Source organism: Caballeronia sp., assembly GCF_028292365.1.
In the GTDB taxonomy this organism is placed as follows: Bacteria; Pseudomonadota; Gammaproteobacteria; order Burkholderiales; family Burkholderiaceae; genus Caballeronia.
Genome location: NZ_JAQGMM010000410.1, coordinates 1 through 12,398 on the forward strand (window position 1 = coordinate 1; position 12,398 = coordinate 12,398).

Annotated in this window: 10 protein-coding genes and 1 pseudogene; 8 read left to right on the plus strand and 3 right to left on the minus strand. The window is 59.0% G+C overall.

Going from position 1 to position 12,398, the window contains the following annotated elements; translation table 11 throughout:
• A pseudogene (locus JWR14_RS24580) lies at window positions 1-265 on the minus strand (5,10-methylene tetrahydromethanopterin reductase); the annotation flags it as partial.
• Between the two features lie 267 nt (window positions 266-532).
• Between JWR14_RS24580 and JWR14_RS24585 the strand changes: the two are divergent.
• From JWR14_RS24585 to JWR14_RS24605, 5 genes are all read left to right on the plus strand, one after another.
• Window positions 533-2,002: an MFS transporter gene (locus tag JWR14_RS24585; RefSeq protein ID WP_299713358.1), complete on the plus strand. Its 1,470-nt coding sequence runs from the start codon at window positions 533-535 to the stop codon at window positions 2,000-2,002.
• A complete protein-coding gene (locus JWR14_RS24590) occupies window positions 1,996-3,462 on the plus strand; it encodes a sugar ABC transporter ATP-binding protein (protein ID WP_299713361.1) in 1,467 nt (488 codons plus the stop codon). Before JWR14_RS24585 ends, JWR14_RS24590 begins: the two co-directional genes overlap by 7 nt.
• 3 nt (window positions 3,463-3,465) lie before the next feature.
• Complete coding sequence (locus JWR14_RS24595) at window positions 3,466-4,506, plus strand: ABC transporter permease (protein WP_299713364.1); 1,041 nt, start codon at window positions 3,466-3,468, stop codon at window positions 4,504-4,506.
• 140 nt (window positions 4,507-4,646) lie between these two features.
• Window positions 4,647-5,906: an SfnB family sulfur acquisition oxidoreductase gene (locus JWR14_RS24600; RefSeq protein ID WP_299713367.1), complete on the plus strand. Its 1,260-nt coding sequence runs from the start codon at window positions 4,647-4,649 to the stop codon at window positions 5,904-5,906.
• Between the two features lie 112 nt (window positions 5,907-6,018).
• Window positions 6,019-7,062, plus strand: a complete 1,044-nt coding sequence (locus JWR14_RS24605) for a substrate-binding domain-containing protein (protein ID WP_299713369.1) — start codon at window positions 6,019-6,021, stop codon at window positions 7,060-7,062.
• 60 nt (window positions 7,063-7,122) lie between these two features.
• Here JWR14_RS24605 and JWR14_RS24610 read toward each other — a convergent pair whose 3' ends face one another.
• Both JWR14_RS24610 and JWR14_RS24615 read right to left on the minus strand, forming a co-directional pair.
• The gene (locus JWR14_RS24610) at window positions 7,123-8,061 is read right to left on the minus strand and encodes a sugar ABC transporter substrate-binding protein (protein WP_299713384.1); all 939 of its coding nucleotides are present in this window, start codon (window positions 8,059-8,061) and stop codon (window positions 7,123-7,125) included.
• A 444-nt stretch (window positions 8,062-8,505) separates the two neighbouring features.
• Entirely contained in the window at window positions 8,506-8,775 is a 270-nt protein-coding gene (locus JWR14_RS24615) for a GlsB/YeaQ/YmgE family stress response membrane protein (protein ID WP_299713372.1), read from the minus strand.
• A 391-nt stretch (window positions 8,776-9,166) separates the two neighbouring features.
• Here JWR14_RS24615 and JWR14_RS24620 point away from each other — a divergent pair, with 391 nt between their 5' ends.
• The 3 genes from JWR14_RS24620 to rhmD all read left to right on the plus strand — a co-directional run.
• A complete protein-coding gene (locus JWR14_RS24620; RefSeq protein ID WP_299713375.1) occupies window positions 9,167-9,919 on the plus strand; it encodes an SDR family NAD(P)-dependent oxidoreductase in 753 nt (250 codons plus the stop codon).
• A 67-nt stretch (window positions 9,920-9,986) separates the two neighbouring features.
• Window positions 9,987-11,306, plus strand: coding sequence for an MFS transporter (locus tag JWR14_RS24625; RefSeq protein WP_299713378.1), 1,320 nt, complete (start codon window positions 9,987-9,989; stop codon window positions 11,304-11,306).
• Between the two features lie 26 nt (window positions 11,307-11,332).
• A partial coding sequence (gene rhmD / locus JWR14_RS24630; protein ID WP_299713381.1) for an L-rhamnonate dehydratase occupies window positions 11,333-12,398 on the plus strand: 1,066 nt, incomplete at its 3' end.

Here is a 12,398-nt window from a genome sequence, read left to right on the forward strand (position 1 = left end):
CAAGCTGCAGCGGATCGTTGACGGGTATCTGCGCGGCTTGATGGATCGCGTGGTAATTGCTGCCTTTATAGACGTCGTAGTAACCGATCACGTCGGCTATGAAGATGCCGTCGAAGAAACCCTTCTCAAGAATTTTTGCAAGATCCGTCCAGTACTCGAGATCCTTGTATTGCGATGACCGGTCGCGCGGATGAGACCACAGGCCCGGAGACTGATGGCCCACGCAGTTCATCTCGAACGCATTGAAATGGATGGTTTTGCTCATGGCAACCGGATTCTCGATTTACGCTTTAACAATCGGACAATCTAGTCGCCGATCTGAACGCGCGCTCTAACGATTTCAGCTTTGCATATGCGCGTGGCTGTAAAGGCCAGCGCTTTCATGCAGCGCACGCGAGCGACCATGAAGGCTTGCCACGAGGAGATTCATATCGAAAGAAAAACTCGTTCTTTGCGTGACGCGATAGCTATCCGTATAAAGCTTCTTTGCCCGTTCAATCCCCGTGCAACCCATGAGCCAAGGAGCCGAATCTTGAGCACCGTCGATATTGACACCGTCCTGCCTGCGTCATTGCCGATCGGATCGGCCAGCGACGTATCGCGCCTGATCAACACGAGCCTCACGAAGAACAATCACGCGCGCGTGATTGTCTTGCTCGCGCTAGGCGGCGTGTTCCTGGACGCTTACGACCTCACAACGCTGTCATATGGCATTCAGGACGTCACGCGTGAATTCAATCTGACCCCTGCGCTAAGCGGCTTTGTCAGTTCATCCATCATGATCGGCACGATTCTCGGCAGCATCGCTGGCGGATGGCTCACTGACAAGATCGGTCGCTATCAGGTCTTTATGGCCGACATGTTGTTCTTCGTGGTCGCGGCTATTGCAGCCGGGCTCGCCCCGAATGTCTGGGTGCTGATTGCCGCGAGATTCGTGATGGGACTCGGTGTAGGCATCGACCTGCCGGTAGCAATGGCGTTCCTCTCCGAGTTTTCGAAATTCAACGGGCGAGGGAATAAGGCGTCGCGGCTCGCGGCGTGGTGCCCGATGTGGTACGCGGCGTCATCGGTGTGTTTCCTCATCGTGTTCGCGCTGTACTTCTTTTTGCCGGCGCAGCACGCCGACTGGCTCTGGCGCGCGTCGCTGATCTTCGGAGCGGTACCGGCGCTGATCATCATCATGGTTCGCAGCAAGTTCATGAATGAGTCGCCGCTGTGGGCCGCGAATCAGGGCAATCTAAAAGAAGCGGTGAGAATCCTGAGGGAGTCCTACGGTATTCACGCGCATGCCGTGGACGATACGAAAGAGCGGAAAGTGTCCAAGCAGCCGCCAATCAAGTTTCGCGTTCTGTTCCAGCGGCCTTATTTGCAGCGAACGCTGGTTGCCAGCGCGATGAATCTCTGCATCCCGTTCGAATACACGGCAATCGCGTTTTTCCTGCCGTCCATCCTGTCGCAATTCCTGGGCGCTGGCGTGTTTGAAACCATCGCGGCGTCGCTTGGACTGAACGTGTTGTTTGCGCTGACGGGTGGATTGCTCGGCATGCGGCTCGCCTATAAATTTCCATCGCGACATGTCGCGATAGCCGGTTTTGCGTTGCAGTTCGTGTCACTGATTGCGCTGGCATTGATCGGACATCCGCAAGCGGCAATTGGTATTGGCCTTGCCGTGCTGATGCTGGGGACGTGGTTGTTCGCTGAAGGGTTTGGCCCGGGCGCGCAAATGATGATTTATCCGGCCTTGTCTTATCCGACGTCCATTCGCGGCACCGGCGTGGGCTTCGGCCGGTCGTTGGCGGGCATTGGCAGTGCACTTGCGTTGTTCGTCTTGCCGATCCTCAAGGCGCGGTTCGGCACCGACATGTTCTGGATCGTTGCGTTGGCCGCCGTGATCCCGATCGTGTTCCTGGTGTTGATCCGCTATGAGCCGACCGCGCATGACATTGACGATGAAAACGCGCCCGTTCCAGCCACGTCTTCACGGCCGGTTTGCGAATGCTAGTCGCGCGGTCGGTATCGAAACGCTTCGGCCCGACTGTCGCGCTCGATCGATTCGATCTCTCTGTCGCTGCGGGTGAAGTCGTGGCACTAATGGGCGCTAACGGCGCGGGAAAGTCCACGATCGTCAAGATACTGAGTGGGGTTTATGCAAGTGACGGCGGTTCGCTTGAACTGCACGGCAAGCCGTACGCACCGGCCTCACCGCAGGAAGCGAAGGCGCTTGGCATAGCAACCATGCATCAGTCAATCGCCGATACGGTCGTGCCCACGCTGTCGGTCGCGGACAATCTCCTGCTTGATCGCTTCAACGATGCGGCCACGCCCTGGTTTGTCAGGCCTTCAGCGCGGCTCGAGGAGGCATGTTCCATTGCCGCGCTGGTTGGCCTCGATGTGGACCTGCGGGCGCCGTTGTTCACGTTGCCGCTTGCGACGAGACAGCTCGTCACGCTGGCTCGGGCGCTCGCGGTCAAACCAAGAGTTCTTATACTCGATGAACCCACGGCAAGCCTCTCGGCTACCGAAGCCGAACGCCTCTTCAGCGCACTCGACACATTGCGCGAGCGTGGTGTCGCCATGCTGCTGGTCTCGCATCGGCTGGGTGATCTCAAGCGAATGGCGGACAGGGTGGTCATCGTCCGGGATGGACGGCTCGTAGCCAATCTGAAGACACCAATCGATTTCGACGATGCCACTGAGACAATGATCGGCCGTGCATTGCCCAAGACGCGTGAACGAAAAACGGTGCGCTCGACGGCGAGCGAGGGGCTTCAGGTCCGAGGCCTGAAATTGTTCCCGGGTGCGGATAGCCCCGCGCTTGATTTCGAAGCCGCCCGCGGCGAGATCGTTGCGTTTGCGGGGCCCTTGGGCGGCGGCAAATCGCGGCTAGCCCGGACGTTGTTTGGTATCGAAAGAGTTGTTGCAGGCACGATGACACTCGATGGCCAGCCGTGGCAGCCGCGCTCTGCTGCCGATGCAATCCGCCGTGGCGTCTTCCTTGTAGGCGAGGACCGCTGGAGCTCGTCGCTCTTTCCGGACAGCGTGCCGTTCGCATCGATTGAAGGCACATTGAGTTTTCCATTCTTGTCGAACTGGTTCAAGAGTGGGTGGATCAACAGGCCCCGCGAACGTCGCGAGGCTGCGTCCGCAATCGAACGCTTCTCCATTCGTTGCAACGGCCCAGCAGATCGCGTGGTCAACCTCTCCGGGGGCAATCAACAAAAGGTCGTACTCGCGCGCTCGCATGCAGAACCCGCACGCGTGCTGTTGCTTGACGAGCCGTTCCAGGGCGTTGATGCCGGCGCTCGCGCGGACATTGCCGATGTGTTGCGAGCGAATGCAGCGGGGCGGGTGACGGTTGTGTTTGTTAGCGCTATCGAGGAGGCGTTCGAAGTTGCGGACCGCGTGCTGCACTTCGATCGTTCGATTATTGAAGCAGACATTGAAGACCTTGCCGGAGCCTGACGCATGAAACCTGGCGCTTCTACTGAAGCAAGCTCCGTTGTTCGAACGGAGTTCAGACGCACCGGTATCAGGACGAAGCTGGAACGCAGCGGCATCCTGTCGCTGCTGATCGCAATGGGCGTGGTTTTTACATGGCGTGAGCCGGCATTCCTGAGCGTGGACAATCTGTTCAGCATCTTGCAGGCCGCGTCGATTGTCGCGCTCCTGGCCGTGGGCGTCAGCATTACGTTAGCGGTGGGTGGCTTCGATTTATCGGTCGGCAGTACGGCCGCAACCGCGCAAATGGCCGCCAGCTACGTGCTGGTTGTGTGGCATGGCAACGCGCTCGCCGCTGTCGCGGCGTGCCTTGCATTAGGGGTCGGTGCGGGACTTTTCAATGGCTTGCTGATCACGCGTCTCCGAGTGCCGGACCAGCTCGCAACGCTCGGCACCTTGTTCTTGCTGGCGGGACTGCAACTGATTCCAACGGGTGGGCGTTCGCTCGCAACCGGCACGATCCTGCCGGACGGCAGGGAGGCCACCGGAGCGTTTCCAGCGGCCTTCCTGGCATTGGGCCGGGCTAGGTGGCTGGATGTCGTGCCGGTGCCGGTCATCGTGCTCGGGGTGGTCACGCTGGTCGCCGTGCTCGTCATGGAATTCACTCGATGGGGGCGCGTGCTCTATGCGACCGGCGGCAACGAGACAGCCGCGCGGCTCGCCGGTGCGCCAACGGCGCGTTATCGTGTGGCGGCGTATGTTGCATCGGGCGTGATCGCTTCGCTCGGCGGCGCATTGATTGCCGCGCGCGTCGGGCGTGGCGACGTGGGCGCCGGCAATTCGCTGCTTCTGGATGCGGTGGCCGCCGCGCTCATCGGTTATGCGGTCTGGGGCGCGAAGCGTCCCAACGTACTTGGCTCGGCCGTTGGCGCCGTGTTTGTCGGCGTGTTGCTCAACGGACTGACCATGCTCAACGCGCCTTATTACATGCAGGATTTCATCAAGGGCGCATTGCTTGTTGGCGCGCTCGCCTTCACGTTCAGCATTGGCAAGCAAGGGACGCGGTGAATTCGATTTGGCTTGGCGTCTAAGAAGCAATCGAGCTAAGTGTAGAAGCGTTCTGTTGATGTGCTTAGCGTTATCGTTCGGTTTGAACCCGGTCACGGCGCTGCTAGATTGATGTCGAACCGACACAAAAAAGGGTAAGCATGTCAGCCATTCCGCAAGATACAGCGGCGCGTCCCGCATCAATCGATGCAAACGGATCCTCAGAGAGCGCACCTGCGCAAATCATCCGTGACGATGCAGAAGCCATTGCGCGTGCCCACGAAGTAGCCGCTCGCCTGGCCGAGCACGCCAGTGAGCGTGACCGCGAACGGCGTTTGCCTCACGAGGAAATAGACTGGTTTTCTCAAGCCGGTTTATGGGCGATCACAGTCCCCAAAGAGTATGGCGGCGCGGGCGTGTCCTATGTGACATTGATCGAAGTCATCAAGATCATTGCCGCTGCCGATCCGTCGCTGGCGCAGTTACCCCAGAACCATCTGGGTCTCGTCGACGTCATTGCGCTCACGGGGACCCCCGAGCAAAAGCAGTTCTTCTTCGGCGAGATTTTGAAGGGCAAGCGTTTCGGCAACGGTTTCTCCGAGAAGGGAACGAAGCATGTCCTCGACCTGAAGACACGCGTCATCGCTGAGGGTGACGAGTATGTCGTCCACGGTACGAAGTTCTATTCGACCGGTGCGCTGTTCGCGCACTACGTGCCGGTTTTAGGTCTCGACGACGAACGCCGTGGTTGGCTTGCCTACATTCCTGCGGGTACCGCGGGCCTGCAGGTTATTGATGACTGGTCGGGCTTCGGCCAACGGACGACCGCAAGCGGCACGGTGATCGCGGACCAGGTACGGGTTGCCGCATCCCACGTATTTCCGGCGTTTCGTGTATCGGATCTGCCGACGCTCAATGGCCCTATTTCGCAGATCATTCAGGCAGCAATCGATGCGGGTATCGGGCGGGCAGCCGTGGACGACACGCTTAAATTTGTACGCGAGCGCTCGCGTCCGTGGATCGATAGCGGCGTGGAGCGTGCAAGCGACGATCCGCTTGTGGTCCGTGAGGTAGGACATCTTCACATTCAGCTGCACGCGGCAGAGGCGTTGCTCGAACGCGCGGCGCGCACGCTGGATGCCATTGCAACGCAAGCACATCCGCCTAGCGAAGACGATATCGCCCGTGCATCGGTGGTGGTCGGCGAAGCAAAGGTCTTGACGACCGAGATCGCATTGCTTGCCAGTGAAAAGCTGTTTGAACTGGCGGGTACTCAGTCGACGCTTGCTGCTCATAACCTCGATCGCCACTGGCGCAATGCACGCACGCATACGCTGCACGACCCCGTACGCTGGAAATATCATCTCGTGGGCAACTATTACTTGAATGGCATCAAGCCGGCGCGCCACCCGTGGAACTAGAACCAGATCGTTGATAAACAGAAGGGTTGTGCGTCGTAAGCCAACCCGCTGCGCGCTTTCAGTCGAACGTCGTCCCCACGCTTGCTCCACAGAAAACGGAAACCTTCCTTCAATGCTTAAACCTATCGGCCGTTTGTTCGCCGCCGCATTCCTTGCCGGCAGCATCTCTGCCTATGCAGCAGGCGGCTTACCCAATGCGCCCGCACCTTTCAATAAAGGGGGCGTCAGGATCGCGTTGGTCAACTATCTTTCGACCGGCGATTTCTTTCAGGCATATGAGGCGGGTGCGCAAAGGCAGGCTAAGGCGCTTGGCGTCGACTTGCGCATTTACGAGGGACGTCAGGACGCGGCGCAACAACGTGACCAGATTCAGCAAGCGATCAACCTGGGCGTTGCCGCGATCATCGTGAATCATGGTTTGCCGGAGTCCCTGAAGGACGTGGTGCAGGTGGCGCTTGATAAAGGCATCAAGGTGGTGGCTTTTGACGTCGACCTTGGCAATCCAAAGGTTCCGCAGATCGAGCAGAGTGACCACGACCTCGCAACATTGCTGCTCAATCAGGCGGTGAAAGATAACGGCGATGCGTTTGCCGCCGCGTATGTCTATGTGCCGGGCTTCGCTCCGCTAGACCGGCGCGACGCGGTGTGGAAGGCGTTCAAGACCGCGCATCCGAAGGTCACGGAGGCGGCGCGGTTCGGCACCGTGGACAATCCGATTGCACAGTCGGTGGCCAACCAGGCTGCGGCGGCGTACCGGGCGCATCCTGACGTACGTGTGGTCTTTGCGCCCTATGACGAGTTTGCTCGCGGCGCGAAGCTGGCTGCGGACGAGGCGGGCATTGCTTCGAAGGTCCGGATTTATAGCGCCGATATATCGACGGCGGATATAGAGGCGATCCGGGCGCCGGGGAGTCCTTGGGTTGCCACTGCCGCGACCAATCCGGCCGTGGTGGGCGCGGTGTCGGTACGCGCCGCGGCGCTGCTGGTGGCAGGCCAGGATCCGGGGCACAGGATTGAAATAAAACCCGCGCTGATCACGCGCGACGACCTGGTCAAGAACGATATTCACACCATCGCGGATCTTGAGTCCCGATTTGTGGATTTCAGACGGGCAGATGTGGCCAAGGCGGGCTGGATCCCCGAGGTTCGTGATTGAGGCGAGTTGATTCGCTATCCTGATGGATTGGCGATGCACGTCGAGACCTGTGAGGAGGTCTCACTTGGCATCAGTCTGCCCCAGCGTCTTCTGCGCCTCTGCAGCATTCTCTTTGCTGACGAGAATCGACGGCACATAGGTGGCGAGAGGCAACGTGCGATCGCCTGCCAGATAGCGCGCTACGTTATCTACGGCTGTCTTGCCGATCAGGTAAGGCTGTTGTGCCACCACGGCCGTGGCGCTGGATTGAGGGTTCTTGACCAGCGCAACGAAGTCGGGACTACCGTCGACCGCATAGGTCCTGATCTCCGTGCGATGCGCCGCGTCAACCGCCTGCGTCGCGCCGATCTGCGGTATATCCCAGCCCGCCCATATAGCCTGCACGGTGCCCTTCGGATATTTGTTGAGTAATTGGCTGACCTGCGAGTAGGCGTCTTGCACGGTGTTCGGAATTACGTCGACCAGCTCCGGCTGAATGATCCTGATCTTTGGATACCACTTCAGCACCTCGCGCAACTGGTCGTAGCGCATCGCCATGACCGGCACGCCGTAAAAACCGTTAAAGACCAGAATGTTGCCTTCCCCATGCAGGTCGCTGACGAGCTTCAATGCAAGCTGTTCGCCAATATAGAAGTTGTCCGATGTCGTTACGTTGATGCTCGACGGGCTGGCGGTATCGACGGTAAAGAGCGGGATGCCCGCTTCACGGGTTTTCCTGAGCCACGGTTCAAGCACGGCCGCGGTGCCAAGCTGTTCAATGATGGCGTCGGGCTTTTCCGCGATCAGCGCCTGCAGCTGCGCGATCTGCTGGCTGTCCTTGCGACCGCCGTCCAGCGCGATAGGCGTCCCGCCAAGACGCTTCACTTCATCTATTTGTCCCTTGTAGGCTTTCAAGTCCCAGTAATGCTCGGTTCCTGCGACGGAAATGCCAATGCGCTTGCCTTTAAGCGATGGCACGTCCGCGGCGGCTGGCGCGCAGAGTGCGGCGCTAGTCAGCAATGCGGCCAGTGCGGCAAGCACTTGTCTCCTAAGCACTCCATGAGCTTTCGGTGCAGCGCGAAGCCGTTCCGCATTTTTGTTCTTATACATGGCAGACGAAATTTTCAGCAATGAATGAAGGATGTAAAAACGAGTGAGGATGTCTCGATCCGTCCATTGTATTTTCAACGAGCGTGGTGAACCTGGAATGCAGGGGCATGGCGCAGAAAGAATCAACTGGATGAAGCAGTGTTTTAAATCAGCTTTTAGTGGAACTGATCAGGATGCCTGATTGTACTAACTTGATTGTACCCACCTCGCGGCACTAAAAGAATGTACGAAAACGTGCCGCGCAGAAAAGAAAAATCCCGCTCAGGCTTGGCGCCTGAGCGGGATTTTTTCAATCAAACGAACTACCGTTGTTGCCACCTGCTCTAGCTATGTGGTTCCCCGGTCTGACCGAGGCTAGACAGTTCGCCCTCGACTAAAGAGCCTCAGGATGAGGAGCAGGACCACCGCACCAATCAACGCAGTGATCAACGACCCTATAATCCCGCCGCCCAGGTGCAGGCCGAGCACGCCGCCCAGCCACCCGCCAATGAACGCGCCGACAATGCCGACGATGATGTCCACAATAATTCCAAAGCCGCCGCCATCAACGATCCGGCCGGCGAGCGCGCCGGCAATTCCGCCAATGATCAGCCAAAAAATAATTCCGTGTGAAACAGGTTCCATAGCGTTCTCCGTCAGGTGAAATGCGCGTAGCGGGCTACCAGCATGGTGATATCGATAAATACCGGAGGCATCCCCGGCTCAGGTGATTTCCATGTTCCCCCTGAATCAATGGACCTATCGGCTAGTGCAAGCAGCGTGCCCGGAAAGGCTAATGCGGCAAGAACGACCGATTGGCCAAGCTTGGCGCTTAAGATGGGCAGGCGTCACCCGGTTAAACCCGAACCCGAATATTCCCTCTACGAGCTGGTGATCCACTTTTGCTATCGGACCATCGAATAGTCGGATTGTTTTGCTATGAGAGCGCCCCTATAGTTCACTCATTAGCGGCTTTAAGCAGGCGCCGAAACAAAGCGCCGAAACGAACAATCATCCTAAAGACAAAGGAGACACGATGAACCAGATCGATCTGGCCGGACGCACCGTGGTGATCACGGGTGGCGCGCGCGGTATTGGCTATGCGGTGGCGCAACGTGCGCTCGCCTCAGGCGCTGAAGTTGCGCTGTGGGACATCGACGCCGAACGCCTTGAGCGAGCCCGCAGCGAACTCGCGAAGGCCGGTAAGGTCAGCGTCGCCGTGGTCGAACTGACGGAAGAGGCATCGGTTGAGCAAGCAACGCAGCAGACGCTGGAAGCCCATCGAAAGATTGATGTGCTGATCAACTGCGCGGGCATTACCGGCGGCAACGGTACGACCTGGGAGCTTGCGCCGGACGTATGGCGCCGTGTGATTGACGTGAACCTGATTGGCCCGTATCTCACCTGCCGCGCCGTCGTGCCGCACATGCTGAAGGAAGGCTACGGCCGGATCGTGAATATTGCGTCGGTGGCGGGCAAGGAAGGTAATCCGAACGCGTCGCACTATAGCGCCTCGAAAGCTGGCCTGATCGGACTCACGAAGTCGCTCGGCAAGGAGCTCGCCACGCGCGGCATCCTGGTGAACGCGGTGACGCCGGCCGCTGCAAAGACCGGGATTTTCGATTCCATGTCGCAGCAGCATATCGACTACATGCTCTCCAAGATCCCGATGAACCGCTTCCTATTGCCGGAAGAAGCGGCTTCGCTGATCTTGTGGCTCAGCTCGGAAGACTGCGCGTTCAGCACGGCGTCGGTCTTCGATCTGTCCGGTGGCCGCGCGACATATTGAAGCCGCTGCGGGCGTCGCCGTAGATACACCCGGCACACCCGCGACATAAAAATATCTGGAGACACGCATGAGCGATACCGCTACTGCGGAGGACGCCGTCGTCGCGCGGGTGATGCGTCGTCTGCTGCCGTTCCTGCTGCTGATGTACATGCTGGCATTTCTCGATCGGGCAAATATCGGCTTCGCGCAGAAAGCGCTGCAGCACGATACGGGTCTGTCGAATGCGGCCTTTGCGTTCGGAGCGGGCGTGTTTTTCGTCGGCTATGCGCTCTTTGAAGTGCCGAGCAACTTGCTGCTGCATCGGGTCGGGGCAAAGCTCTGGATGTGCCGGATCATGGTGACGTGGGGACTCGTTTCTGCCGCCATGGCGTTCGCGCATACGGCCACCATGTTCTATGTCCTGCGCTTCGCGCTGGGTGTGGCGGAGGCGGGTTTTTTTCCAGGCATTGTGTATTACCTCACGCGCTGGTTTCCTCAATCGGCGCGAGCGAGAGCGCTGGGTGTGTTCTATTTCGGCGCGCCGCTTGCCTTCATCTTCGGCAGCCCGTTGTCCGGCGCGTTGCTTGACCTGCATGGCGCACTTGGTTTTGCAGGCTGGCAGTGGCTCTTCCTGGTGGAAGGCGTTCTTGCCTCCATTGTCGGCATCTGGGCATTCTGGTATCTCGACAACGATCCATCCAAGGCACGCTGGTTAGATACTCGTCAACGCGAGCTTCTGCTCTCACGCCTGAGGCAGGATGCACACACTGCGTCGTCGCACGGGCCGCGCGGTGTGCTTGCCGCATTGATTGATCCGCGGGTGCTGATCCTGTCGGCCGTGTATTTCCTGATTCAGATGTCCGTCTACGGAGTCATCTTTTATCTGCCGCAACAAGTGGCCGCATTGCTCGGTGCGAACGTGGGGGCGAAGGTCGGTTTCGTCACGGCCATCCCCTGGTTGTGTGCGGTGCTTGTTACGTGGGTAGTACCGCGGTATGCGGATCGTCATGGCCGGCACCGATGGCTCGCCGTGCTGATGCTGGTCGTCGCCGGTGCGGGGATCGCGATATCGGGTCTCGCTGGTCAACCTGTGATCTCGCTGATTGCATTGTGCTTCGCGGCGAGCGGCCTCATTGCAGCACAACCGCTGTTCTGGACCTTTCCCACGCATTACCTGACTGGCGCCGCCGCGGCCGGCGCCATCGCACTGATCAATTCGCTCGGCAGCCTTGGCGGTTTCGTCGCGCCGATGGTGCGCACGGCCGCGGAGCGTTCCTATGCATCGACTAGCGCGGGTCTCGTCCTGCTAGGACTAGTTGCTGTGCTCGCGGCCATCGCGATCATCGTGTTTGTGCGTCCTGCGCAGGCACCCACGTATACGCACGACAAGCGTGCCAAAGCGTCCTGAACATTAGAACCTTACGGAGTCCGATCATGTCCATGCCTACCATCCGCCACGTTCGCGCGTTCACCGTTCGCGGCGGCGGCGCCGATTATCACGACCAGGGTGCCGACCACTGGATCGATGACCATATCTCCACGCCAATGGCGCGTTACCCTGAGTATCGGCAAAGCCGCCAGTCGTTTGGCATCAACGTGCTCGGTTCGCTCGTCGTTGAAATTGAAGCAAGCGATGGCACGGTCGGCTTCGCGGTCACGACCGGCGGTGAGATAGGCGCGTTTATCGTGGAGAAACACCTGGCGCGTTTTCTCGAAGGTCAACGGGTGACCGACATCGAAAAGATGTGGGACCAGATGTATTTCGCCACACTCTATTATGGGCGCAAAGGCATCGTGCTGAATGCGATCTCGGGCGTCGATCTTGCATTGTGGGATCTGCTGGCGAAGGTTCGCAAGGAGCCGGTGTTTCATCTTTTAGGCGGACCTGTACGCGACGAACTGCAATTCTATGCAACCGGCGCGCGTCCGGACCTTGCGAAGGAGATGGGTTTTATTGGCGGCAAGATGCCGTTGCAGCATGGACCAGCGGAAGGTGAGGAAGGGCTGGCGAAGAACATTGCGAAGCTCGCCGATATGCGCGCCAAAGTGGGCGACGACTTCTGGCTGATGTTCGACTGCTGGATGAGCCTCGACCTGAATTACGCAACGCGCCTCGCGCACGCAGCGAAGGAATACGGTTTGAAGTGGATGGAAGAAGCGTTGCCGCCCGATGACTATTGGGGTTACGCCGAACTGCGGCGTTCGGTGCCGCGCGGCATGATGGTGACGACCGGCGAACATGAAGCCACGCGCTGGGGTTTTCGCATGTTGTTTGAAATGGGCTGTGCCGATCTGGTCCAGCCGGATGTGGGTTGGTGCGGCGGCATCACGGAGCTGATCAAGATATCCGCACTCGCTGATGCCCATAACGTGCTGGTCGTGCCGCATGGTTCATCGGTCTACAGCTATCACTTCGTGGTGACGCGGCACAATTCGCCGTTCGCGGAGTTCCTGATGATGGCGCCGAAAGCCGACGAAGTCGTGCCCATGTTCAATCCGC